Genomic DNA, 26,225 nt, shown 5'->3' with positions numbered 1-26,225 from the left:
TGCTCCTGACGATGCGGGCAGTTGCGCTGGCAAAACTCGTTGACCATCACCTCCACCCGGGCGGCATCCTCGATAGCCGCAAGAAAAGCCGCGTCTTTGTGGCGATTGTAGTTGAGCACCACGTAGTCGTAACGATCGAGCATGCGGTTCACCGCACTCGCATCCTCGATCGCGCGCGTGGTGGACAGCACCAGCTTCATTCCGAAGTTCGCGCGAATGTAATCGCCCACGACATCCGCGTACACGATAGCCTCGGCTCCATGCCGCGCGCCGACCTCAAGAATCTCGTTGAAGTACGCATCGCCCAAGTGCTCGCTGCCGGCAAGCATGTTTGTGAACGTGATCCGCGGCTTCACGCCGCGCTCCTCCAACAGAGAGAACGCCTCGTCCATCTGTGCCTTCGACGCACGTTCGCGCACGTAAGCGCGACCGCCGTTCATGATGCAGTTGGGAAAGCATCCGTACACGCTGTCGATGGCAACGCCGTCCTGGAACCAATCGGGGCGCTGCTCAAGCAACCTGATGAAGAACAGGTTAAGCCCCAGCCCCACCGTGAAATCAGGCAGCGTGTACTTGATCATGTCGAATCCTCAATCTCTTCCAGAAAACGTGTCGAATCACCCACCCCACAGCGACAACCCGGCTCCCACGAGCAGACACCAGAACCAGGTAGGCGCAGCAAGTCAGCGAGGGGGTTCCATCAGCCATCGGACCAGCAAAACAGGTTGGCCCAGTAAGTCAGCGAGGGCCGTTGGGACGCCCAAGGTTGCGCCGTTTCGCGGCCGAGCGTGCTTTTGCACGTGAGGGTAAGCGAAAAAGGGGCAAGATTGGGTATCCCAACGTCCCGCAGCGTCGAGCAGTTCCGACGGCCGCCAGACCGCCGGAACCTCTTAGAACATGCACATCTCCAAATCCTCGCCGATCATGAAGTGCACCTTATCGTACATCGACGCGGGTCGGTTCGGCGTCCACGAAGGACGCTTCATCGCGTAGCACACGGCCTCTTTGCCCATGAACTGCCTGATGGGAACAAGGCCGCTCACCTTGATGGCCTGCTCGGGGCAGATACGCTCGCACAGGCGGCACTGCATGCAGGCGCTCGGACGATGGATGATGCCGAACGCGTCGCCTTCGTCCATCTTCACGATGGCCCCGGTCGGGCAGAACACGGCGCACATGCGGCATGCGCTGCACGCCTCCTCGTCGATCGAAACGGCCCCGATCACGCGCGTCTCCACCTGGTCGGCCACCGGTTCGCCGATGTGCTTCAGGTAGTTGTACAGGCGCAAGCGCCTTGTGGGAACGAAATGAGACAGCGTGCCGTCCTTGTTCACCTTTCGGTAGGCAACGGGCACCGGTTTCGCATCCTCCCCCAAAACCGCAGCAACCTCCTGCTGCACGGCTGCGCCCGCCGCTCGTGCCGACCCGTCCTTCGCCGTGCGCAGGAAATCGCGCCGCGACACGCCTCCCGTATCGCGAGACACGCCCCCCTGGACGCAGCACACGCGCTCCGGCACCTGATCAACCAGGTCAACAGGCATGTTCGACCCAAACGCCTCCAGCATGTTGCACGCGCTATCAACCACCTGGCGAACCAGCGCGCCGCCGGGCGCATGCGCGCACGACGCGCAATCACCGCACACGAGCGTGGCGTCGAGCGCCTTGTAAGCAGCTATCCCCACCAGCGCCGACTCATCCACGCGGCCCAAGCACGGCAACGCCACCACGCACGCCGCGTCGTACGCCGGCTCTTCGTGACCGCGCGCGCCGAACGGCTTGCGCGTCTTCTGCGCAGCCGCCGCAACTTGAGCCTCGAAAGCGGCCAGCGCGGTTTCGCACGCGATGACCGGATGCCCCTTCGTAGCCACGATCGACCCTTTGATCAAGGAGGTCAATTCGTCATCGGTGGGGTTGCGAATCTCGATGGCGCAGGTCGGGCACGCAGTAGCGCACGTCCCGCAGCCTATGCACCGATCGGGTTCCACCTTCAGTTGGTTGTCGCGATACGCTATCGCGCCCGACGTGCAAGCCTCCACGCACCGCAGGCACGACGCGTTTCTGTTGCGCACCGAAATGCACCGCTCTTCGTGCACGGCCAGCGCATCGCTTTCGATAGCGCCCAGCATCGCCAGCAAACCGTCGATCAAGGACATGGCGCTACCTCCCTTCCGCCTCGGACGAGGCCGCCTTGTCAGCAGGCCCATCCGCCTGAACAGGCTCGGCTTCCCCAGCGATCATCGACGCCTTCGCCGCCTTCTTCGAAAATAGGGGAAACGTGATGGCATGCTCGGGGCAAACGTCGGCGCACGCCCGACACTTGCTGCAATCGTTGAGCGTCGTCTCCCCCGCCGCAACGTCGTGCAGGTTAATGCCCTCGGGGCATGCTTTCTTGCACAGGTTGCACGCCTTCCCCTGCGACTCGCGCAGACACGTTTCCGCGTTCACCTGGGGCCGAAACGTTCGATTCAACCCGCTGAACAGGGAAAGCAGCGCTCCTAGGGGGCAGAAGCGCTGGCACCATTTCGGCAGCAGCAGTATCTCGATGAGGATGATGGCGGGAAACGCGAGCACCGTCCACGTGACGTCGCCAAACGCGAACAGGCGCATGACCAGCAGCACCGTCGCAAACGTCAGGCCGATGGGGCAGATCAGGCAGAACACGGGGAACCCGAAGATCAGCGTCGACCCCAGCGCGGCCGCCAGAATGCCGTGACGGCTATCGATCTTGATGCCCTTGCTCTTGCCGCACGGAGACGCGCAGGTTGCGCATCCGCCCAAAGCCTTGCGCTCGGACGCCGTCAAGGGGGCGGGCTCGGCAGAGGCCCTCGCCTCTCCGGCATCCGACGCCTCTGCGTCCAGGTGGGCCGCACCTTCGGCCGCGCGCCTGCCGGAAGCCTTCTTGCCCTTCTTTCGGCGCAAGCCGGACATGAAGTGGACCGGGCACACCCACGAGCAGAACACCTTTCCCAGAACAACGCAGACCACAAGCACGGCCGCCACGCTCACAACGGCCATCGGGATGGCCGTCCGCTCCGCGATCATAGCCAAAAGCGCGCCCAGCGGGCACAAAAGCGTAATGGACTCGAACCCGATGCCGCACAGGTTGCCGATGCTGCCCGCCGTGAAATACCCCACGGCAACAACGGCGACCATGGCCAACATGATCAGGAAGCGAAGCCGGTACGTGTTGAACTTCTTCATAGCCCTACGCCTCCACTTCATCGACCGGCTTGATGACGATGGCGCGATCGGTCGCGCCCACGCCGATGGAGCCCGCGCTCAACGAAATGCACGCCAGCTCGCACGCGCCGCATCCGCTGCAGGCGTCCATATCCACCACGGGAACGCCGTCGTAGCCCAGCTCGATCGCCTCGTACTGGCACACGTCCACGCATTCGTGGCACCCCATTCCGCGCTGTGCCAAGCACCAATCGCGCACGAGCACCGCTTTGCCGATGATGGCCTTCGACGGGTCGGGGCTCGAAAGCGCATGGGTGGGGCACACGGCCACGCACTTCGGACCGCCCGGCTCGTTTTCGCAGAAGTCGCACCAACCCGCTTTGAAATCCATGCGCGGCGTACGGGCGTTCAAGATGCCGTCTTCCAGATGAGCAGGGGCTATGGCATGCTTCGGGCATATCTCGCGGCACCGCTCGCAATGCAAGCAGCCTCGAACAAGCTGCTCCTCGTCCTGGCCCCCCGGAGGGCGCAGCAGCGTCTTGCTGGGAAGGTACTTCACTCCGCCCAAGCCGATGACAGCGCATGCCCCCACCGCTCCCAAAGCGAACGTGCGGCGCGACACTGCAGGACCGGCGCCGGATTCAACCTCTTCGTCATGAGCGGCCATTACGCAACCTCGCCCTCGACAGCAGCGACCGCTTCCTCCCTCTCGGCCAGAACAGCGTCAAGGAACTCCAGGTCGTTCTGCAAGAAGCCCAGCGTCAGCTTGCCCAACCCGCGATAGAAGTCGGTCTTGGGGAATTTCTCCATGTCCTTCGCCATCATGGGGTACCACGCCAGCAGGTGATCTTCCAGGAAGTTGCGCTGCGACAAAAGCAGCTTGAAGCACGCGTCCTCGTCGTCGGCCTCGCATGCCGCAACGGCGCGCTCTATAAGAATCTGCTCGAATTCCAGCTCCAGCGCAATGTGGTCCTCGCCCTCTTTCCAGCTTTCCTGCTTGTCCAGGCCGGCGGCATGGTACAGCACCAGCACCTCGTCGCGCGCATCCTGCATCATGAGGCGCTTCGGGCTGGTGTACACCGACTCGAACGGATACGCAGCGGAGAACCCGTCGTTGCCCGACCCGATGAACGCATGCACGTAGTCGACGGCCAGCTCGGTGAGAACCGGGCCGTCGGCGCGGCTCAAGTATCCGCATATCAGACGGTACCCCTCGTCTACCAGGTCGTTTCCGGTATTTGCCGGAAAGCGCATCGCCAGCAGCGTATCGTAGAGCTCCTGGTCGACCTCAACGCGAAACAAACGCGAGAGAAACTGGTACGTTGCCATGCGGCCGCGCAGAACGTCGACGAAACTGATTTCCTGATCCTGAGACATGATGCTCCCCCGTTCTAGTTTGCGAAGATATCGGATGCGAACACGCGCGCGCCCAAGTCGGTAACCACCCAGGCATCGCGCCAGACCAAAGCGCCAGCGGTTTCGAGCTTGCCCAAAAAGTACGTGCAGAAACGGCGCGGCTCCTCGCACAGCGGGTTCACGTCGACGACCGCGTTCAGCTCCTTGGTGCTACCACCGCCCTCGACCGAACACATCTCAAGAATGGTGCGGTACAGCGGCAGATACTGCGGCTCCTCGTTCAACATGTCCACGACCACGCGCTCTCCCACATGGTCGGCAACCGCCTGCAGCCCCGCCTCCGTCGCAACGAAGCGAGCCAAGGGAGCAGGCGTCACCACCAGGTAGTCCGCCTCCGGATCCTGCTCAACCGGCGGCTCATCGGTCGACGCCTCGTCCTCAAGCCGCTCCAGCGCGCCGTCGCGCTCCAGCAGCCGCACCACCTGCGCGGCGTCGTACACGCTCGCGCGCTGCGGATGCTCGACGTCGAGCACTTCCACCACCTCGTCGAGCGTCTTCGGCTCGACGCACAGCTCCACCGCGCGCAGCAGGCGGAACTGCTGCCCCGGAATGCCCGCCAGCAGCTTCTCGATGCGCTCCTGGGGCGTCAAGGGAACCACCTCGGGCATCACGCTTTTGTCGGCATCGGGGATGGGGGGCATGTAGTCGGTTTCCTGGCCCTCGCCCTCCTCCACCAGCTCGAGATCGGCTAGGGGATCGAAATCGTCGTCGATGACGAACACGTCCATATCGCTCATATCATGTTCCTTTCAATTGAATGGTGCGAAGAAGTCGTCCTGCTAAGATGCCAGGCCGGAAACGAACTCGGAGGGAACCAGCGTCGCGTAGCGCACGTCGTCCTTCACGAACACGCGCCCGGTTTGCATGTTCAACGACGCAGTGTTCTCCAAGAGGTCGCGCTTGAACCATGTGCATACAGTCTGGTCCTGAGCCGTAGCGGCAACGTCCTCGAACAGCGCGCGCTCGCGCTCCAGGGCAGCACGGCGATGGTCGATGGTGAATTTGTCGTCCACCGCGTCAAGCGCCGGAAGGAACCCGCCCACCAAGCCGGTCACGAACGTCGCGCGCGAGAAGCGCCCATGGCAGCGTCGGTACGGCGCAACCACCACGCCGGCCCCGTCGCCCGATCGCACCGGGCCGCCGAACGCGCTCGCGGCAAGTCCGTCAATGTCAGCATGGTTGGGGTCGTCGCCCAACAGCGCCTGCTGCGCAGGCGTAAGCAACATGCCAGCGCTCTCGAACAGCGTGACGGCCTGGTCGCGCGTCAAACCGGATCGACAAGCATCCTGCAGGGCGGCAAGCTCGTCCAACGGAGCGTCCAGCTTCCCGAACACCTCGGAAGCGCGCTCGGCATCGGGCACGCGACGCAAATCCGCAATAGCCTGCGGCACCGTCGTCTCATGGTTGCGCGCATACGCCATAAGCTCCAAAAACGCATCGGAACGAAGCAGCCAGTCGCCGAATCCCAGCCATGACCGCAACGCCGGCAGGTCGTTCGGATTGGCGTGCAAGCGCAGGAAGGCGGCAAGCTTCATGTGAGAAAACGCGCCCGGCGTGCGAGGGTCCCCTTTGATCTTCGCAGGTCCTGCGTCCACGCAGACGGCCACGCCGCGCCGCTCGAGCGCCGATGCAATCTGGGACGCCCACGTTTTGTTGGGAACGGCCACCAGCACGTCGCTCGGGTCCATGCCCTCTTCCAAACGCTGCGCAACGGCATCGGTCACGAACGCGAATTCGTCCACCGGACTGTCCAGCACCGCGCACGTGCGCACCGGCTGGGCGGCTTCGCCCACGCGCACGCATACGGCATCGCGGCGTTCGGCGAACGTTCGGAACCCCTCCCCATGCGGATACGCTTCGTCGGCGTTGCATACGGGCGCGGTCGTTCCGGCAACCACCATCCCATCGGTGGCAAGGTGCTCGATCAGCCGCTGGGACGCTTTGCTCAGCGTGCCGTAGTCGTCCACGAGCACCATCAGGCTTTCGCGCTCGACGCCCGCCTCCACCATGCCGCGGTACGCCAAGGCCGACGCCTCGAACGGCAACATGGCGCGACGCACTTCCATGTTCTCAGACAGCATGGCGAACAAATGCTGCTCTTCGTAGTTGATCAGCCAATCGTCCTGCTCGTTGGCGTACTCGCTCAAGCCTTTGTAGAAGAACTTGAGCATTTCGCGCAGGCGACGAGGCTTGAGGCCGCTCACCTTCATGTCCTCCATGAGCACGTCAAGTTCGTTGGCGTCCAAAATGCGCGGATCGCGATTCGTTGCCGCGCGCACCCCGTCTAACGCCGCCACGCGAAGCGCAACGCGTTCCATCGTGGAAACGGCGGCGGCGTCCAAAGCCGGGTACGCGGGCAAGCGATCAAGGTAGCGGCGCTCGGCCACGGTATCTGCGCACACGACGAGCACGCGCGCGCCGGCGGCAGCCCGCTGGTTCGCTTTCGCCAAAAGCGCATCGGTAAGATCGACGGATGAAGGACGCTCGATGCGCGCGCAGGCGCCGTCGTCCAAATCCAAAAGAAATCGCATCACGTCTTCGACTGATGCAACAGTATCAGCACTCATTGTCAGGCCTCCATCTTCTTGCAGTTCCAAAGATGAAGCCCTCTGCCTTGAAGCCCCCCAGCTTCGTATCAAGTGCTCAGCTACCGTCCCAGTATGCCCAACCGCTTCGGTCGGGTCTACGATCATTCCGAAATGGAATGGATAAGATCAAGGGCTTCCTGCTTGCCCTCCGCGCCGAGCTTCCGGTACGCGCCGCCCAGAACCTCGGCCACGTCGTCGCGCCCGATGCCCAGCTCCTCCTGGATGCCGTCGAACCCGCGTTCCTCCAGGTAAAGAACGAGCGCCCCCGCTTCCCGATCGGTCAAGCCGAACTTCTCGGCCGCTCGACGGCACTTGCAACGCAGCTCGGTGTTGCGTCGAACGTCCCAAACCACGCCCATATTGGAAACGACTCCCGAAGGCACGGCCTGCAAAAGCGCTCGGGTTTGCGCAAGCACGCGTTCTAGCTTCACGGCCTGGGCGTACAGAACCCTTCCCGCCTCGGTCAACCGTACGCCGCTGCGTTCGCGCACGAACAAATCAACCCCATACTCGCGCTCGAGCACGGCGATGTGCTTGCTCAACGTCGACTGGGTAAGGTGCAACTCGCCCGCAGCAGCCGTGAAACTGCCCAGCCGCGCAACGCATACGTATTCGTGAAGGTAAGTCGTTTCCATCGCGCGCTAAACCGCCCCGTCCTCAAGCGAGCCGTGCGCCAAATCGATCAGCTCTTGGCGGTTGTTCACGCCGGTCTTCTGATAGATGTGCCTGATGTGCGTGCTGACCGTTCCCGCCGATATGAACAGCGTCTCCTGAATGCGCGATATGGTTCGCCCTTCCAGCAAAAGCGGCAAGACGTCGGTTTCGCGCGGCGAAAGCCTGAAGCGATCGGCGATAACGTCGCAAGGATCAACCTGGCTTTCCCGGCTTTCCTCGGCGTCCTCCGAAACAGGCGCGACCATGCTGACCTCGCCAATGCCTATTTTGATCAGGTCGGTTTCCGTGAACAGGAACAGATGCGCAATGAACAGGATCGACACGGCCACCAACGTCACCACGGTAAGATCGAACAGGGGGATGCCGGTAGCCTCCAGGGAATGAGCGAGCAAGGATCCCATGGTTTCGCCGCCGTACAGGGCAACGAATCCCAGCCCGATCGCTCGTGCGGCCCCAATCTTGAAACTGGTTGCCACGTCGATGCATACCACGCACAGCACCATGACGTAGCAATGGTATCCGCCGAATATGAGCGCGCTCGAATACGTGTTGTTGTCCGCCAGAAACGGCGTGGACAAGCAGCCCAGGCACAGCATGAGCATGGAAAGCCGGTACGAGAAGAAGATGCTGTCGCGGTGCAGAAACACCGCGATCAGGCACACCGCCAGTGCGCCGATGAACCCGGCAAGAAACAGGTACGCTCCGAAAATATCCTGCACTTCATAGGTTTTGCACCCCGAGACCACGTCGAAAAAACCCGCCAGCGCACCGATAAGGGCCGCCCCCGCAAGCGACTTCACGAACAGCGCAATCGTATTCCGAGACAAAGGCTCTTCGGTTTCCTTAACAAGCTGGACGTCGCTTTGCGAACACGATCGAAGCAGCCACGCCGATCCAATGGGAACCGCCGCCACGGCCACGATGGCGGGAAGCGGCGGAGTGGTAATAAGAATGAAGCCCGCAATGAACGCCATGCACAGCGACATGGCAAGTTCTACCAGGGCAAGACGTCCGCCCAAGCTGGACAGATGCTCAATCCAGCACAGGAACAAAACGGCGGACCCCGTGCCGGTCATGATGGCGCTGATGCCCAGAACAAGCATACCCGTCGGCGTGTTCGGATCGGAGAACGGCGTGAGCGCGCTGCCCAAGCACATCATCACGGCCGACCCCGCCACAACGGACCGGTTCTGGCATATCCGCTCGCGCCGCACGATCACGACCACGAACAGCATGGTGACCACCATGGTCACCAGCGATACAAGCAAACTCGCATACAAGGAACCACGCACGTCCGACGAAAACCCGTACGGCACAATGCTGTAGAACATCATGATCATCCAAAGCCACAGCAAGGCCAGGCCCGCTACGCGTTTCAGGGAAAGATGCTTTCCCAACGTGGAATCCCATGCAGTACGAAGCTGTTCCATGCTCCCCCCACCCCTCGAGCCAATGAGAAACGCCTCTTGCGCCAGCCCCTCTGCCGGCGCGTTCGATTATACGAAAAAGCGGCGGGCGCGTTCGTGGGCGCATTTATCCTAGTTTCGAGATATTTTAGAGACCAAGCAGTAAAACACCAGGTCAAATGCACCTGTTCTTTTTCATGATTGCAAAATCATAAGAATTTATGATGCGCTGATCCCGCCCTCGCAAGCTTTAAGCGATGCTCGCAACCCCCTCGCATCCGTAAGGTCATGACCGCGGAAACGAGGGACTCTGCACCGTCGGGCCACGGTCCACGGCAGCCCCCTTCCCTCTCATCCGCAGACGAGGAGAAGACGAGAAGCAAGGAGAAGGAGGAGGAGTATGGATACACTGACCATGTCTCGACGCACGTTCGTCAAGACCGCAGCCATCACGGGCGCAACCGTCGCCGCGTTCGGCGCGTCGACGCGTACGGCGTTGGCAGACCAGACGTACAGCGAAGTTTCCGGCAACGACACCGTCGCCGTGAAGACGTGCTGCCGCGGCTGCGGCAAAATGGAATGCGGCGTTAAGGTCATCGTCCAGAACGGCCGCGCCATCCGCATCGAGGGCGACGAGGGCGCGTATCAATCGATGGGCAACTGCTGCACGAAATCGCAGTCGTCCATCCAGGCCGCGTACCACCCCGACCGTCTGCACTACCCCATGAAGCGCACCAACCCCAAGGGCGAAGAGCCCGGCTGGCAGCGCATCACATGGGACGAGGCGATGGAAACCATCATCAGCAACTTCATGGAGATCAAGGGCAAGTACGGCGGAGAGTCGATCGCCTGCCAGGTAGGCACCTCGCGCATCTGGTGCATGCACTCGGAGTCCATTCTGAAGAACATGCTGGAAACGCCGAACAACATCGAGGCGTGGCAGATCTGCAAGGGCCCGCGCCACTTCGCCACCACCATGGTGTCGCAGTTCGCCATGTCCTGGATGGAAACCATCACCCGACCGAAGGTATACGTACAGTGGGGCGGCGCTTCGGAGCTGTCCAACTACGACGACTCCTGCCGCACCACGGTCGACGTCGCGTCGCGCGCCGATATCCACATCAGCTGCGACCCCCGCATGGCCAACATGGGCAAGGAAGCCGACTATTGGCAGCACCTGCGTCCCGGCACCGACGGCGCACTGGCGCTGGCCTGGACCAACGTCATTATCGAGAAGAAGCTCTACGACGATCTGTACGTCAAGAAGTGGACGAACGCGCCGTTCCTCGTATGCGAGGACATCGAGCCGTCCGGCTTCCCCACCGTCCGCACCGACGGTTCGTACTGGGACGTGAAGACGCACCTGCTCAAGGAAAGCGACGTCAAAGAGGGCGGCAGCCCCTATAAGTTCCTCGTGTACGACAACAACTGGGAGAAGCTTGCCGCCGAGGGCGTCAAGCACGAGTACGGCCCCTTCACCTGGTTCAACGCCGACCAGGAAGGCGTCATCGACGAGACGGGCGGCTTCTGGGAAGGCGAGAACTACGACTCCGAGAAGGCGCGCCAGGGCCGCGAGGCCGCGCAGGACAACCTGCTGCCCGGCCAGACCCAGGGCTGGCTGCCCGACCCCATGCCGTTCGACCCCGCCATCGACCCCGCTCTTGAGGGCGAGTTCGAAATCGAGCTCAAAGACGGCAAGAAGCACAAGGTCAAGCCGGTTTGGGAGCACTACAAGGCTCGCGCCGCCGAGTTCAAGCCCGAGGTTGCCGCGGAAATCACCGGCATCCCCGCTTCCGAGATCGAAGCCGCCGCTACGGCGTACGGCACGCGCCTCGACCCGTCCACCGGCTACGGCAACGGCGGCATCCAGTACATGCTGGCCGTCGAGCACGGTTGCAACGCCATCCAGAACTGCCGCGCCTTCGACAACCTGGTGGGTATCACCGGCAACATGGACACCCCGGGCGGCAACCGCGGCCCGACAATCGTCCCCATCGACGGCGACCTGCAGGGCTTCAGCGCCTGGGCTCCGGGCGCATCCACCCCGCCGGCGGAAGTCAACCAGAAGCAGATCGGCATCGAGAAGTTCCCGCTGATCAGCTGGTGGCAGTACTGGTGCGACAGCCACTCGCTGTGGACCGCCGTGCTCACGGGCGATCCGTACCCGGTGCGCGCGCTGTGGAACGAGTCCGGCAACTTCATGAGCCAATCCAACAGCACCACCGCTTGGGAAGCTCTGCTGTCCTTGGACTTCTTCGTGGACCTCAACCTGTGGCATACGCCGCAAAACGACACCGCCGACATCATCTTGCCGGTTGCGCACTGGATCGAGCTCAACTCGCCCCGCGCAAGCCAGGGTTCCGCCGGCGCCATGGGCGCTACCGTCAAGTGCGTGCAGCCGCCCGCGGAAGCCAAGTACGACCCCGAGATCGTCATGGATCTGGCGCGCCGCATGAAGTGGAAGTGGACCGACGAGCCGGGCAACGAGTGGCCCGACATCCAGTGGCAGCTCGACGACTCCATCAAGCTCCTGACCGACGACGAGCTGACCTACACCACGTGGCATGTTGAAAACGGCGTTCCCACCTACGAGCGCCACGGCGTTCCGATGGCGGAAGTCAAGCCCAAGTACAAGACGTGGGACGAGTACGTGGCGGCCTTCCAGGAGCACGGCTGGTGGCAGGCCAAGGACATCGAGCCGCGCAACTGGGGCACGTACCGCCGCTACCAGACCGGCGCGATGCGCGCACGCGACCGCGTGTGGGCCCGCCTGGACTACACGGCCGGCAAGGGCATCGGCGACTGGAAGCCCGGCTGGTTCACCCCCACGATGAAGCAGGAGATCTGGTCCACCGTCATGGAATCCCACCATCCCGATCGCAAGGACTGGTGGCTGCCCAGCTGGGTCGAGCCGCCCCATGGCCCGAAGGACGGCGACCGCATCAAGGAGTACCCGCTGACCGCTACCACCGGTCGCCGCATTCCGGTGTACTTCCACTCCGAGCATCGCCAGCTTCCCTGGTGCCGCGAGCTGTGGCCGGTCCCCCGCGTGGAGATCAATCCCAAGACGGCTGCGGAATACGGCATCGAGCAGGGCGACTGGGTGTGGATCGAAACCGAGTGGGGCAAGATACGCGAAGTGGCCGACCTGTACTACGGTGTGGACGAGGACGTTATCAACCTCGAGCACACCTGGTGGTACCCCGAGGTGCAAGACGCTGGCCACGGATTCCAGTTCTCGCAGGTCAACCAGCTGATCGACCACGACGCCCAGGACCCGCACTCCGGTACGTCCAACCTGCGCGCCTACCAGGTGAAGATCTACAAGGCAACGCCTGAGAACTCGCCGTTCAACAACCCGGTGCCGTGCGACAGCAACGGCACGCCCATCATCCATACCTCCGACGACCCCCGTCTGAAGGAATGGCTGCCCGTCTACGAAGGGAGGGAGTAAGACATGACGAAGGCTATCATCACCGACCTCAACCGTTGCGTGGGCTGCCTGGCCTGCTCGGTTGCATGCAAGGCCGTGAACAACGTGCCCATCGGCAACTACTGGAACAAAGTCGTCCGCGTGGGGCCGAACCCCATCCCGGGCGGATCGGGCCAGTTCCCCGATGTGTACATGTACTTCCTGCCCATCGGCTGCCAGCACTGCCAGAACCCCGAGTGCGTGAAGGTGTGCCCGACCGAAGCCTCGCATGTGGCCGAGGACGGCTCCATCCAGATCGATAAGGAAAAGTGCATCGGCTGCCAGTTCTGCGTCATGGCCTGCCCGTACGGCGTTCGCTACCTCAACGAAGAGGAAAAGGTCGTCGAGAAGTGCACGCTGTGCGAGCAGAAGCTTCTGCAGGGCGAGCTGCCCCAGTGCGTCAGCCAGTGCGGCGGCAACGCTCGCTGGGTGGGCGACACGGAAGAGGGCCTGGATTCCTACATGGGATCGTTCGACTCGGCCGACAAGCAGCGCAAGATGACCGAATTCCTGGAGCCGTTCGAGGAGTCCGATATCTACCACCTGCCCAACGTGGGCAACGACCCGGCGTTCTCGTTCATCTTGCGCGACCATCATTGGGAAGGAGGTGATGAGTAATGGAAACTCAGTGGCCTTTGGTTATCTTCACGCTGTTCGTTTGCCTGACGTGCGGCCTTCTGGCCAGCATGTCCATCCTGGCCATCAAGGGCCAGGGTCGCAACCTGCAGATGCCGGCGCTCGTCACGTCGTTCGCATCCCTGGTGATCGGCGGCATCGGCGCCTTCCTACACCTGGAGCATTGGGAGCGCATCTTCAACGGCTTCGGCCACATCACGTCCGGCATCACCCAGGAGCTTATCGGGTGCGTGGCGCTGGGCATCGTGATCGTGATCTGGTTCGCGATGCTGCGCGGTGACAAGGCTCTGCCCAAGTGGCTGGCCATCGTCACGCTGGTCGTGGCCGTCGGCATGGTGTTCGCAACCGCCCACTCCTACCTGATGCCGGCTCGTCCCGCATGGGGCATGGCGCTCATCGCCTTCTACCTGGGCAACGCCTGCCTGCTCGGCCCGGTGGCCCTGTGGTTCATCTCCGTTCTGAAAAAGGACGAAGCCGTCGAGAAAACGGCCATCCAGCTGACGTTCTTCGGCGCCATCGCCCAGCTGGTGGGCGACCTGATCTACGTGGCCGCCTGCGCCACGGCGACCATCGCCTCCTACGGCCACTACGCCGACCCGACGCAGATGACCACCGCGCCGGTGCATGTGGACAGCCTGCTGGCGGTCATGACCACCGGCGACGGAGCGATGATGTTCTGGCTGGCCCTCGTATGCGCCGTGCTTGCCCTTGCGTGCGCCCTCGTTGCCAAGAAGAAGGTCGGCGCGTCCAAGACGCTCATGATCGTGGCAGCCATCGTAGCCGTGGCAACGTCGCTCCTGTTCAGGGTTTTGATCTACCAGTTGGGATACTCGGTGTTCCTGCTGTACTAGCGCTTCATCCCGGCGCCTTCGGGCGCCGGACGCCCGATCTTCCCGGCATCAAGCTGCAAGCACCGGGAAGATCGGCGGAAGCGGGGCCCCTCCCTCCCCCAACGCCCCGTTTCCGCCGATCTATCGTCGCGTTGACAAGGCTCTCCTCCCTCCCTTCCGAATCAACGCGACAGATCAACAGCCGGCCCCTGGTTTTGCGTTTCCCCCTTTCTCCCTCCGCGTTGGAAAGCCAAGGGCCGGCATCTTCAACGAACGAGCCTCGAAAGGAAGCGAACGACGCCGACCGCTTCCCGCTTATTCGGATCTCTCCCTTGAGAATGCCCGTTTTTTGTCGCTGCTGGCCTTGACCATTACGCAAAGGCTCTACAATGGAGCAACCAGCAGAATCAAAGGGAGACCACATGCCGCGCACTCGCCTCCACAACAACGCGTCGACCGGACATGTATACGTCATAGACCACGAATACCGTATCGTGCACCTCGACCAAGCAGCCCGAAGGGTGTTTCCCAACGGGCGCATCGGCGCGCGATGCTACGAAAGCTTCCGAAGCCAATCGGAACCGTGCAAGGACTGCCCCTGGCAGCCAGGCGCGAACGAGCGCGTTACGCAAGCCGCCGTGTTCAGCGATCGACTGCAGCAGTGGTACGAAACCACCTGCCTGGAACTGGATTGGTTCAAGCACGGCCCCTGCGTCTTGTTCTCCAGCCGCCCGATTAGCACCGGAGGAGAAAACCTGTTCACGGCACTCAAAGAGCCCCTTTCCTACGACGAGCTGTTCGAGATCAACCTCACCGAGCAAACGTACAAAACGCTTTGCAACGAACCCGGCAAATTCAAAACGCTGCCGCCTGAAGGCTCGTTCGGCGGCACTCCGAAAAAAACGTTCGAAGGATTCGTGCACCCCGACGACATGCAGCGGTTTTTGGAATTCTGGAACCTCGAAACAATGCCCGAGCGCCTGGACAAGGCCGGCGGAACGCTGCAAGGGGAGTTCCGCAAAAGCTTGCAATCAGGCGACTGGGCCTGGACCTCGCAAAGCGTCGTTCCCGTAAAGCGAGGCCCCGACAGCGAAATCGTGGTCATGTGCTTCGTCTGCGACATCGACGCAAACGTGAAGCTGCGGGAAGACAGCCTGGAGAATGCCCATCTCGTCACCTTGAGGGAGCGAGATCAGCTAACCGGCCTGTACAACGCGGGCACGCTGTACAGAAAGGCCGAAGAGCTGCTGGAAAGCACGCCTGGCATCGTGTATGAAGCCGTCTACGTGGACATCGAGCACTTCAAGCTGTACAACGAATGGCATGGACACGAAGCCGGCAACGACATGCTGCGCGCCATAGCCGACCACGTATCGGATATCGCGGGCGCCAAGGGCGGAATCGCCGGGCATCTTGGCGGGGACGACTTCGTCCTGATCCTTCCACGCGGCCTGGTCACGCAGGAAAGCGTTGAGAAGCGGCTGAGAATGCCCCCGTTCGACTCCGAAGACGCCATCGGCTTCCAACCTGCCCTGGGCATCTGCGAGATCGATTATCCACGAACGCCCGTCATCACCGCCTGCGACCACGCCATGACGGCGATGAACAACGCCAAAGGATCGTACACCAAACGCGTATCGCGCTATCGGCCGTTCATGACCGAAGCGCTGGAGAGCGAAACGAAAATCCTGCTGGAAGTCAAGCGGGCTCTGGAAAACTGCGAGTTCGTTCCCTATTGGCAGCCGCAATGCAGCACCCGCACGGGGCGCATCGTTGGGCTGGAGGCGCTCGCGCGGTGGAAGCACCCCGAACGAGGGATCGTCGCGCCCGGCGAATTCGTCCCGGTGCTCGAACGAAACGGGTTCGTGACGTCGCTCGACCTGTACGTATGGGAAGCCGTGTGCCGCCAGCTGCGCGACTGGATCAACCGCGGCATAGACCCGCTGCCCGTCAGCGTGAACGTATCGCGCGTAGACATCCACACCATCGACGTGCCGGAAGCCATCGAAGACCTGACCAGGCGCTACGGGATTGACAGATCGCTTCTGGGAATCGAGATAACCGAAGGCGCGTACGCTGAAGACGAAAAGATAACCGACATGGTCAATCGGTTGAGGAACTTAGGATACGTCATCTTCATGGACGACTTCGGCAGCGGGTACTCGTCGCTCAACATGCTCAAGGACATCAACGTCGACGTGCTGAAAATCGACATGGGGTTCCTCTCCCAAGAAAGAAACGCTCGTCGGGGCGAAAGCATCTTGGAAGCCATCGTATCCATGGCCCGGCTTGTTGACCTTCGCGTTGTCGCCGAAGGAGCCGAAACGGAGCAGCAGGTCGATTTTCTGCAGGACATCGGCTGCGAATACGCCCAGGGCTACCATTTCCACAAGCCCATGTGCACAACGGATCTCGAAGCGCTTTTGAGCGACGAAGACGCCATCGATCGCCACGGCATTCTCGATGCCGCAATGCCCGCCATAGATATGCAGGCCCTCATGCGAGACAACGGCATCAGCCGCACCATGCTGAACAACCTCATTGGAGGCATGGCCGTGTACGCCGTGTACGACGACCACTACGAGCTGCTGCAAGTGAACAACGCCTACTATCATGTAACCGGATGCAACCCGGCCGCCCTCAAGGAGCGCCAGACTGTCATCTGGAAGCAGATTCACCCTGATGACCTGGGCATGGTGATGAGCGTCTTCGACGAGGCGGAACGCCACCCCGTCACCGGGGCGCAAGGCGTAGCCCGCCGCTACCGCATCAACGGCGATCTCATGTGGATGAAGGCACGCGTGTTTTTCCTGAGCCATCAAGAGGAGCGCCGCCTGTTCTACGCTTCGGTGGAAGACGTGACCAAGCAGCGCATGCACGCCATGGCCTCGCTCGGATCCGTAACGCAGCTTGGCCACGCATTCGAGCTGCTGGGCGCTCCGGCGATGAACCATTGGTACATCAACCTTTCGCGCAAGGCGTTCCTGAACGAGCAGGACCGAGCGCTCCTGAACGAAAAACTTGGCGTGCGCTTCGAAGACTGGAGCATGTACGACGTGGATGACGTTTTGAAAAGCGCCATCCGAACGAACCACGACAAAGAAGCAGTGCGCACGTTCCTGGACCAAAGCCGCATGCTCGACGATTTCTCGCAAGGCATAAGCTCGCGCAAGCTGGAATACCGTCAAGCGAAGCTCGAGTTCTCGCCGTTTTACGAAGACGGGGAAAGCGCCGACGAAGACCTGATCGACGACACCGCGTTTTGGGCCGAGCTCAATTACCACCTGATCCGCTTCGACGAAACCGGCGACGTGTACGTCTACCTGTACGCAATCGACGTGGACCAGCGCAAACGCCGCGAACTGAAACTTGAAAGCCAGGTTGATCACGACGCTCTTACCGGCCTGCCCAACCGCCAAACGGGCATGACGCGCATCCATAACCTGATTGAAAAAACGGTTGAGAAAAAAGCCGTGGGAGCCTTCGCCATCATCGATCTGGACAACTTCAAGTCGATCAACAACCGTTACGGATACCTATGCGGAGACACCGCGCTCTCGCACATGAGCCGCCACCTCCGCACGGCCCTTTGCAAGGAATCCCTTATCTGTCGCTGGGATGGAGACGAGTTCGTGGCGTACTGCGAGGGCATTTCAAAGGAAGAGGCTTCCGAGCGCATGCGGGCGTTGTGCGAAAGAACCTGGGAAACGGAAGCCGAACCCGGCCAGGTCATTGGCCTTTCGGTGTGCGCAGGCGTCTCCCTTGTTCCCGATCACGCAACCAGCTTCGAGCAGGCCTACGAAAAAGCCGATGTGGCGCTACGGCGGGCAAAGGAAGCGGGGAAGGGCCGCTTCTTCGTGCACGATCCCAACCAGCAGCAAGCGCACGGCCACGACCACCTTCCCTAGATGCCCATTCCCACGGTCATGTGCATCATGTAGAACGCAAAGCGCATGACGAAAATGCCAACCAGGGCAGACCCCGCCGCGGCAAGCGCGCCGGGCATGCTCAAGCGCGAACAGCCCCACAGGGCGAACGCGTCCAAGCCTACAGCCAGCGCGCCCGCAGCGGCGAACACGCCGACCATCGCCCCGAACCCCGGAACCAGGTCGGCCGCCGTGGTAAACGAGTTGCCGATAAGGGGAAGCTCGGCCCCCTGCAAAACAAAGCCTCCCACATTGAGCGCAAGAGCGGCTGCGGCTGCGGCAACCAAAACTCGGCCCCAACGACCGCGCACGCCCCCATATCCCGCCGCGCACAGGCCCGCAATCGCAAGAACAGGGCCTCCGACCAGGGAATTCAATATCAAGTTAAGCGGAACGTAAACCGTGTGCCACGACGCGATGGTTTCGGCCGCGTACGCAAAAGCAACCGCAATCACAAATCCAACGCCAGCGATCATCGCCGCCATCAGCCACAGACGCTGCAACAAGGGACGCGGATGCTCGGCAAAGCAATACAGCCAGTACAAACCGGCAAGCGCCAAGAACAGCACCGCGCAGAACACCTCAGTGGAAAGCGGACTGCGCCCGACGCCTAAAAACACGTAGAGCGCGTTCGCAGGATTTCCCAGATGCGTGGCCGAAGCCACCAAGCCCACCATGGATACGACCAACGGAGCAGCAAGAAACACGTTGAGGCGCTGGCGCATGGCCGCATCGGTTCCGCGCGCCAGCACGGGTACGGCCATGCAGAGGTACGCGACAACGCCCGATGGCGCAAGCGTCGTGAACAGCACCAGCGTGATCTCGCTGAAAGCGGTGTCGAATCCCATGATCACAAGCGTCCTCTAGCGGTAGAACCGCGGATAGACAACCTCGAGCCCCAGCTCGTCTTGAATCCCCTCAAGCGACGCCTTCGTCAGGCGGGCAAGGCCCTCGTAAAACGGCTGCTCGGCTGCTTCGGCCAGCTGACCGAGAAAATGAGAAGACCAGGTAAGCAGGTGCAAGCGCATAAAATCGTCGAGCGCTTCCGGCTTCTCGCGGGCAATCCAGGCCATAAGCGCAAGCATCAGGCCGATATGATCCTCGGGCGTTTTATCGTCCACCAGGCGCTCGATACCCTGCTCGCGCATCCAGGCGCGCAGCTCAAGCGTGCTCTTGCCGAACACCACGCACTCGCGATCCGTGTACACCGAGCCCCACGGGGGAGCCGGCTTCACGGCGGGGCCGATGAACAGGCGACGATACTCCCAGACCAAAGCCTCATCGTCGATGCCATTCGCAAGCCCTTGCGCAATCAAGCCCAGGTCGCGACGCGCCTCTTCCTCATCCGCAAAGGGCCATTCGGCAGCGGCAGCGGCGGCATCGAGCGCAGCCATCGCGGCGAACGCCTCCTTCGCATCGCCCGTTTTCGGGTCCTGCAAGAAAAACGGCGCGAGCGTTTCGCCCGTAAAGGCAACGGCTTCGAGCACCAGATCCTTGTGTTCCTCCATGAGCAGTCCTCTCTCCCTCATGCTTGTCTTCTATCGGCTTGCTTGCTACAGCACTTCAAGCGGATTCACGATGCGCCCGTCCTTCGACTCCGATGGCCGTGCGTCCGAGCACGGCCGCACGAACAGGTTCGGAGCCGTTGCCGAAGCCTTGGGAAGCGGGGCGATGTCCGCGCGACGCCCAAGTTTCTCCATGGCTTCGAACGGGCCGAAATCCAAAGCGCGCGCCGGGCAAGCCTCAACGCACACCGGCTTCTTCCCCTCGTCAATGCGATCCCGGCAACCGTGGCATTTCACGGAATGCCCCTTTTCGCGATCGACCTTCGGGGCGTTGTACGGACACGACAGGTGACAGTACCCACAGCCAATGCAGCGACGCACGTCCACCAGCACCAGGCCCGATTCGGCCTCTTTATGCATGGCTTCGGTCGGGCACACCCGCACGCATGCCGGGTTCTCGCAATGGCAGCACGACACCGACACGCTGTACGCGAAGCACGTCGTGGCGAAACCGTCGCCCCGGCGAACCGTTTCGCCTCCGGTGTATTCGTACACTTTGCGATACGCCGTGCCCACGTCAAGATCGTATGCGTCCTTGCAGGCAAACTCGCAGGTTTTGCACCCGGTGCAGCGCGACGCGTCAAAAAAGAATGCCCGCTGAGACATGCAACGATCCCCCTTTCGTCAACATCCGAGCACGCACGCCCCTTACCGAAAAGGCGGGGCACGCCTATTTTAGCGTACCCCGCCTTTGTCCTACGGAACGTCGAGCGGATTCACGAACCCTCGGCAAGAGAGCCGCACGCCCGTCGACCGTCCGCATTCAGGCGATAGAGCCTACGCAACCTCAAGCGGGTTGACCACCTCGGCGCCGCCCACCGGCTGCGCGTCGGCAGAAGCCTTGACGAAGAAGTTCGGAGTGGTTTCCGATACGTCGGGCAAAGGCGCGATGTTGGCGCGCTCGCCCAGCTTCGCCATCTCCTCAGCCGTGCCGAAGTCAAGGGCGCGAGCCGGGCAGGCCTCCACGCACACCGGCTTCATGCCGGCGGCAACGCGATCGGCGCAACCGTGGCACTTGACCGACTTCTTGGCCTCTTCGTCGACCTTCGGAGCGCTGTAAGGGCACGTCAGAGCGCAGGTGCCGCAGCCGATGCACTTCTCGCGGTCAACCTCGACGAAGCCCGTTTCGGAATTCTTCGAGATAGCCGCCTGCGGGCACTTGGCCATGCAGACCGGGCTGTCGCAGTGGTTGCACGACATGGACACCGGGTAGCTGACGCACGTCGTGGTGATCGCGCCGTCGGCGTCGCGCGTGGTCTCGCCCAGCGTGGCCTCGAAGACCTTGCGGAACGTCAGGCCCACGCCCAGATCGTTGAAATCCTTGCACGACATCTCGCAGGTTTTGCAACCGGTGCAGCGCGTGCCGTCAAAGTAGAATGCCATTTGAGACATGATATATCATCCTTCCTGAAGCTCGCCGCTTACGCCTTCGCAACCTGGCAGATGTTCGTGTGCTGGGGGTTGCCCTTCGACAGAGGAGAGGGACGTTGGGTGGTCAGCGTGTTGATGCTGCCGCCCTTGTCCACGCCGCCCTTGCGGTCGCCGTCGTACCAAGCGCCCTGGGACACGGCCACCACGCCCGGAAGCGTACGCGGCGTGACCTTCGCCAGCAGCTCGATGGAGCCGAACTCGTTCTTGACCTGCACGGTATCGCCCTGCTTGATGTTGCGGGAAGCCGCGTCGGCCGGGTTGATCCATGCCTCCTGCGGGTTGACTTCCTTCAGCTCGGGCATGAAGCCCCACGAGGAGTGGATGCGGCCGCGATAGTGGAAGCCGTTGAGCACCAGCGGATACTCGTCGGTGGTCGTCTCCACGCCGTACCATTCGGGAACGTACACGGGAATCGGGGGCAGCGTCGCCATGCCGGACAGCGTATCGCCCTCGGTTAGTTCCCAACCCTCGGTGAACTGCAGCAGCTTCTCGGAGAAGATCTCGATCTTGCCCGACGGCGTCTCGAGCGCGTTGGCCACGGGATCGTCACGGAACTTCTTCATGGAGATGACCGGAGCGTAGTCGCGCGTGTACACGCCCATCTCCACGGCCTCGTCCCACGTGGGAAGCTTCTCGTCCTTCTCGCGCGAGGTCTCGTAGATGCTCTTGATCCAGTCGTCCTCGGTTTTGCCCTCGGTGAACTGGTCCTTGACGCCCAGCTTGTCGGCCATGAGCTCGGCCATTTCGTAGGCGGTCTTGCGCTCGAACTTCGGCGTGGTGCAGGCCGTGCCCGTGATCATGTAGCCCGTGTCGGAGCCGGTGGCGATCTGCGACGTCTGCTCGAAGCGGAACAGGTCGGGCAGGATGATGTCGGCGTACATGAGCGAATCGCACAGCACCGTGTCAACGCCCAGGATGAACTCGCACTTGGACTCGTCAGCCAAGACCTCGTGTGCCTTGTTGATGTCCGAATGCTGGTTCGTCAAGCAGTTGCCGGCGTAGTTGATCATGTACTTGATGCCGGTGGACAGCTGATCGACGCCCTTGACGCCTGCGTTCTTCGAGGTCATTTCCGGACCGTGATCGATAGCGTCGGTGAACAGGAAGCACGGGATGGAAGCCTTTACCGGGTTGTCGCCCTTGGGCAGCGAGCCGAGCGAAGGAGCGTTGCGCGCTTCACGCGTGCCGTTGCTGGTGCCCGGCAGGCCCACCTGGCCGACGAGGCACGGCAGGGTCATGATGGACCAGGCCGTCCATTCGCCGTTGCTGCGGCGCTGCGGCCCCCAGCCCTGGTTCACGTAGAGCGGCTTGGTGGTGCCGATTTCCTGAGCCAAGCTGCGAATGCGATCGGCGGGGATGCCGGTGATCTTCGCGGCCCACTCGGGGGTCTTCTCCACCATGTCGTAGCCCTCGCCCATGATGTAGGCGCGGTAGGACATGTTCTTGCCCTGGTACGCTTCGGGCATGGTCTCCTCGTCGTAGCCCACGCAGTACGTGTGCAGGAAGTCGAGGTCCACCATGTCGTTGGCGATCAGCTCATGGGCGATGCCGGCAACGAGCGCGGCGTCGGTGCCCGGGTTGATGGGCAGCCACTGGTCGGAGTGGCCCATGATGGAGTCGTTCATGCGGGGGTCGATCATGTAGATCTTCGCGCCGGTCTTCTCGCGCAGGCTCACCCAGTCGTAGTGCGTGGTCAGGCCGCCCTGACGCGTTTCCGTGGGGCTGGAGCCGAAGATCAGGATAAGGGCGGAGTCGCGCGCAGCGCTGAAGGAGCTGCCACCGTTGCCCTTGGCACCGTACATGTACGGCGTGATGCAGGAGATCTGCGCCGTGGAATAGCTGTTGTAGTAATTCAGGTAGCCGCCCACCAAGTTCAGCACGCGGTTGAACGGACGCGACGTGGTTGCGGACACGCCGGTAGCGTACGGGACGTACACGGCCTCGTTGCCGTACTTCTCGATAACTTCCTTGAGCTTCGTCATGGAAGTCTCGATGGCCTCTTCCCAGCTGATCTGCTCCCACTTGCCCTCGCCGCGCTTACCGACGCGCTTCATGGGGTAGTTGAGGCGGTCCGGGCTGTTCATCCAGCGACGATAGCTGCGGCCGCGCAGGCATGCGCGAGGCTGCGGATCGTCGAAACCGGCATCGGAGCTGGTGTAGGTATCAACCCACACAACCTCGTCGTCCTGCACGTGGAACTTCAAGCTGCAGCGACCCGGGCAGTTGATGGCGCAGTGGCCCCAGGTGATGGTCTCCTCGGCGCCCACGGTGTTCGCGCCCGTCACCTTTGCGTCGGCGGCCTCTTCCTTCGGCGCCTCCGCCTTAGGCGAGCAGCCGAACAGCGCGCCGCTGCCAAGCGCGGCAGCGCCCAGACCGGCGAGCGTCGAGCCCTTCACGAACGTGCGGCGCGACAGCGTGGAGTCATTAGAACCTAGCATGTTCCCTCCCTCTCCTCTATCTTCCTCGTCTTGCCAACCGGCTCGCCTCGTCCTGCGAACCGTAGCCTTCCGAGCGGGAAAGAGACGGAAGCCCGTGCACCAGGCAACGATGCGCTCAGCCCCTCCCCCTTGCTCAAAAGCTGTCGTCATTCTAGGAGAGGGCGCTTGCCGGCGTGTCACATAAAATATGCGAATTTGAAGTATACCCAGGTCAGAGACTGTCACATACGGTCGTCACCAAGCAACTGGCCCTGCAAGCACCAGCACGGCGCAACACGGCGCGCCAACGACGGCGCCGACGCAGGAGGCTTCTTCCGCGTGCCGCAGGGCACATCTCGCGTGCCCGATCCAACAGCGCGCCTGCGTGGAAACGCGATCCGCGATCAAGCCAGAGACAGCGCCAACCCGCAAACCAAACCGCCGTCAGCGAGAAATCGCCATGCCGCGCACGAAAAACCGGCTTTGCTGGCAGGTTTTGACGGTTTGAGGTCGTCTGACCCGACTGCGCGAGCGTCATCGAAAACGCAATGCGGAAGCGCGGCCTTCTGACCAGGCAAAACAAAAACCGAGCCGAACAACAACGAAGCCAAGGCCCGGCACAACGACCTCAAACCGTCAAAACCTACCACGAAACCCGATTTCGCGAGTGCGCGGGCCCTCGTCAGGTGGCGCCAACGCCGCGAGCAGCGCTCAATCGAACGCATCGAGGGTCGTGCGCGCTGCGTCCGCATCGCAGAGCGGCATCCACGCGGCAACCGCCGCCCGCGGCGCAGCCCGCATACCCGCACGCGGTCGCAAACCCCCTCGCCATGCGCGCGAGCGCCCCCTGCGCCAGCAAGCCGAGCCCGAGAATCGCTTGCCGCACCATCGAAGTCGGGTATACTGCACAGGCACAAACGCTCTTCAACCTTGCAGGGAGCAACCGTGTCCATTAAGAGCATCGCCCATATCCTCAAGCCGAACGTCACGTCGCTCGGCTATGGCTTGTTCATCGCCATCAACGCCGCCGGCGTTTGGGGCGGCGTGTTCCCCTTCCTGCCCATGGAGTTCCAAACGCCGCAGATCGTGTTCTGGTTCTTCCTGGCGCAATCGCTCGTGTTCTCGTTCAGCTACTTCGCCAGCGCGTTGGGCGTGTACTTCTTCCCCGGCCCTACGCGCACCTTCATCGTGCGCCTGGCCACCATGCCCTACCTGCTGGGATGGTGCTGCCTGATAGCCGCCATCTATCTTGACGGATACAAGCTTCCGCTCGTGGTTGCCGGCGGCGCGCTGCTGGGCCTGGGCTCCGCCGGGTTCTACATGCTGTGGCAGCGCGTGTTCGCAAGCCAAGACTCGGATTCGGGCAACCGCGACCTCATCTTGGGCACGGCATGGGGAGCCTTGCTGTATTTTTCGCTGTACCTTATTCCCCAGGCGGTGACGGCATTTCTCATCCCCCTGGTGTTCCTGCCGCTGTTCGGGCTGACCATCGCGCTGAAAAGCCGCCAGATCGACCGCGAGCAATCCATGTTCCAGGACATCCCCCGCGAGCATCCGCGCGTATACAAGCGCGTAATCGAAGACTATTGGCGCAGCGCCCTGTGCGTGGGCGCGCTGGGATTCTGCACGGGCATCATGCGGGCGCTGGCCATCGGGGAACCTTCGGTGGGATCGCTGGTGAACGTGCTGTCCATGGGCGGATCGCTTACCGCCGCGGTGGTGCTTCTGGTGTTGTGGCAGTTCAAGAACCTGCGCGTGAACGTCGTGGGGGCGTACCGCATATTCTTCCCCTTCGTTATCACGTCGTTTCTGCTGCTGCCGTTTTTCCCGGTCGAATATCAGCGTTGGCTGGCCGCCGTTCTGTATGCGGTGTACAGCGTGGCCATCATGCTCATGATGATCCAATGCGCGCAAGCGTCGCGCGACCGCGGCATCAACCCGGTGTTCATCTACGGCTTTTTCGCGGGCATCGTGTACGTGCTGCATGACGTGGGCTTTGCCGGAGGAACCTTCGCAGAGCAGATCATGGTTACGGGAATTACGCCGATCGCCGTGATTGCGCTGGTGGCCGTATACTTGCTGGGCCTCATGTACTTCGTGGGGCAGGGCGGTTTCAAGCGCATTCTGCGCCATGCGGGAGAAGGTGCACAGCACGAGGCGGCGGCAAGCATCGAGCTGGTCGCCCTGCGTCCGCGCGACGAGAAAATGCGACCCGTCGACGCGTCGCCCGCCTCCAACGAACCGGCAGACAGCTCCGCCGCAACGCCCGATCCGCCGAAAAAGCGCCGAGCGGCACGTGCGGAATCCCCTAAAACAAGCGCCGACGCCGCGCCCGTTTACCAGGACCGCATTTCCAAACAAGCAGCCCTTTTGCAGCAGCACTACCGCCTGAGCGCGCGGGAAGCCGAGGTCATGGAGCTGATCGCGCGAGGCAACACGGTCGCGCGCATCGCCGAAGAGCTGATCGTGTCGGAAAACACCATCCGCACCCACTCGAAGCGCATCTACGCCAAGCTGGCCATCCACAAAAAGCAAGAGCTCTTGGATCTGATTGAGTCTTTCGACCCGAACGACCTGCGAGAATAGCCGCGCATCTTGCGGCCAAAGCCGACGAGCGACGGCGAAGAATACGAGGGGGCGCCGCGAAGAGAAAGGGGAGAAAGTCGCGGCGCCCCAAGGAGGA

19 protein-coding genes are annotated in these 26,225 nt (G+C 62.2%); 5 read left to right on the top strand and 14 right to left on the bottom strand.

Translation table 11 applies throughout. The features are described from left to right. The 9 genes from ACMNI9_RS05035 to ACMNI9_RS04995 form a co-directional block, all read right to left on the bottom strand. On the bottom strand, window positions 1–581 hold a 581-nt coding region (locus ACMNI9_RS05035), incomplete at its 3' end, for a hypothetical protein (protein ID WP_418831098.1). A 309-nt stretch (window positions 582–890) separates the two neighbouring features. After that, window positions 891–2,153, bottom strand: a complete 1,263-nt coding sequence (locus ACMNI9_RS05030) for a 4Fe-4S binding protein (protein ID WP_216528740.1) — start codon at window positions 2,151–2,153, stop codon at window positions 891–893. Window positions 2,154–2,157: 4 nt separating this feature from the next. Next, window positions 2,158–3,201, bottom strand: coding sequence for a 4Fe-4S binding protein (locus ACMNI9_RS05025; protein ID WP_418831096.1), 1,044 nt, complete (start codon window positions 3,199–3,201; stop codon window positions 2,158–2,160). A 4-nt stretch (window positions 3,202–3,205) separates the two neighbouring features. Next, complete coding sequence (locus tag ACMNI9_RS05020; RefSeq protein WP_418831095.1) at window positions 3,206–3,847, bottom strand: 4Fe-4S dicluster domain-containing protein; 642 nt, start codon at window positions 3,845–3,847, stop codon at window positions 3,206–3,208. Further along, on the bottom strand, window positions 3,847–4,557 hold the full coding sequence (locus tag ACMNI9_RS05015; protein ID WP_114566206.1) for a TorD/DmsD family molecular chaperone: 711 nt from the start codon (window positions 4,555–4,557) through the stop codon (window positions 3,847–3,849). Before ACMNI9_RS05015 ends, ACMNI9_RS05020 begins: the two co-directional genes overlap by 1 nt. 14 nt (window positions 4,558–4,571) lie before the next feature. Further along, complete coding sequence (locus tag ACMNI9_RS05010) at window positions 4,572–5,333, bottom strand: hypothetical protein (protein ID WP_418831093.1); 762 nt, start codon at window positions 5,331–5,333, stop codon at window positions 4,572–4,574. A gap of 42 nt (window positions 5,334–5,375) precedes the next feature. After that, entirely contained in the window at window positions 5,376–7,163 is a 1,788-nt protein-coding gene (locus ACMNI9_RS05005) for a hypothetical protein (RefSeq protein WP_418831091.1), read from the bottom strand. Window positions 7,164–7,285: 122 nt separating this feature from the next. After that, the gene (locus tag ACMNI9_RS05000) at window positions 7,286–7,819 is read right to left on the bottom strand and encodes a LysR family transcriptional regulator (protein ID WP_114566203.1); all 534 of its coding nucleotides are present in this window, start codon (window positions 7,817–7,819) and stop codon (window positions 7,286–7,288) included. A 6-nt stretch (window positions 7,820–7,825) separates the two neighbouring features. Continuing rightward, complete coding sequence (locus tag ACMNI9_RS04995; protein ID WP_418831089.1) at window positions 7,826–9,289, bottom strand: response regulator transcription factor; 1,464 nt, start codon at window positions 9,287–9,289, stop codon at window positions 7,826–7,828. Between the two features lie 376 nt (window positions 9,290–9,665). On the opposite strand from ACMNI9_RS04995, the gene ACMNI9_RS04990 reads away from it, so the two are divergent. The 4 genes from ACMNI9_RS04990 (at window position 9,666) to ACMNI9_RS04975 (ending at window position 18,111) form a co-directional block, all read left to right on the top strand. Beyond that, on the top strand, window positions 9,666–12,719 hold the full coding sequence (locus tag ACMNI9_RS04990) for a molybdopterin-containing oxidoreductase family protein (RefSeq protein ID WP_114566201.1): 3,054 nt from the start codon (window positions 9,666–9,668) through the stop codon (window positions 12,717–12,719). A 3-nt stretch (window positions 12,720–12,722) separates the two neighbouring features. Further along, window positions 12,723–13,355 (top strand): 4Fe-4S dicluster domain-containing protein, encoded by a 633-nt coding sequence (locus ACMNI9_RS04985; protein ID WP_216528734.1) that lies wholly within the window; start codon window positions 12,723–12,725, stop codon window positions 13,353–13,355. After that, window positions 13,355–14,224 carry a dimethyl sulfoxide reductase anchor subunit family protein gene (locus ACMNI9_RS04980; RefSeq protein ID WP_114566199.1) on the top strand — a complete coding sequence of 290 codons (870 nt, stop codon included), beginning with the start codon at window positions 13,355–13,357 and terminating at the stop codon, window positions 14,222–14,224. Before ACMNI9_RS04985 ends, ACMNI9_RS04980 begins: the two co-directional genes overlap by 1 nt. A gap of 401 nt (window positions 14,225–14,625) precedes the next feature. Continuing rightward, window positions 14,626–18,111: an EAL domain-containing protein gene (locus tag ACMNI9_RS04975; protein WP_418831086.1), complete on the top strand. Its 3,486-nt coding sequence runs from the start codon at window positions 14,626–14,628 to the stop codon at window positions 18,109–18,111. Here the strand turns inward: ACMNI9_RS04975 and ACMNI9_RS04970 are convergent. From ACMNI9_RS04970 to ACMNI9_RS04950, 5 genes are all read right to left on the bottom strand, one after another. Next, window positions 18,108–18,977 carry a dimethyl sulfoxide reductase anchor subunit family protein gene (locus ACMNI9_RS04970; protein WP_418831084.1) on the bottom strand — a complete coding sequence of 290 codons (870 nt, stop codon included), beginning with the start codon at window positions 18,975–18,977 and terminating at the stop codon, window positions 18,108–18,110. The genes ACMNI9_RS04975 and ACMNI9_RS04970 overlap by 4 nt on opposite strands. A 15-nt stretch (window positions 18,978–18,992) precedes the next feature. Further along, window positions 18,993–19,637, bottom strand: coding sequence for a Tat proofreading chaperone DmsD (gene dmsD / locus ACMNI9_RS04965; protein ID WP_114566196.1), 645 nt, complete (start codon window positions 19,635–19,637; stop codon window positions 18,993–18,995). A 45-nt stretch (window positions 19,638–19,682) separates the two neighbouring features. Continuing rightward, window positions 19,683–20,300, bottom strand: coding sequence for a 4Fe-4S dicluster domain-containing protein (locus ACMNI9_RS04960; protein ID WP_216528731.1), 618 nt, complete (start codon window positions 20,298–20,300; stop codon window positions 19,683–19,685). 171 nt (window positions 20,301–20,471) lie between these two features. Further along, window positions 20,472–21,086, bottom strand: coding sequence for a 4Fe-4S dicluster domain-containing protein (locus ACMNI9_RS04955; protein WP_114566194.1), 615 nt, complete (start codon window positions 21,084–21,086; stop codon window positions 20,472–20,474). Window positions 21,087–21,115: 29 nt separating this feature from the next. Beyond that, window positions 21,116–23,563, bottom strand: coding sequence for a DMSO/selenate family reductase complex A subunit (locus tag ACMNI9_RS04950; protein WP_114566193.1), 2,448 nt, complete (start codon window positions 23,561–23,563; stop codon window positions 21,116–21,118). 1,041 nt (window positions 23,564–24,604) lie between these two features. Between ACMNI9_RS04950 and ACMNI9_RS04945 the strand changes: the two genes are divergently transcribed. Next, window positions 24,605–26,128: a helix-turn-helix transcriptional regulator gene (locus ACMNI9_RS04945; RefSeq protein ID WP_418831104.1), complete on the top strand. Its 1,524-nt coding sequence runs from the start codon at window positions 24,605–24,607 to the stop codon at window positions 26,126–26,128. The last annotated feature ends 97 nt before the right edge of the window (window positions 26,129–26,225 follow it).

It is taken from the genome of Paraeggerthella sp. (assembly GCF_048427265.1).
GTDB classification, from domain to species: Bacteria; Actinomycetota; Coriobacteriia; order Coriobacteriales; family Eggerthellaceae; genus Paraeggerthella; species Paraeggerthella hominis.
This window is presented reverse-complemented; position numbering and strand designations above follow the sequence as displayed.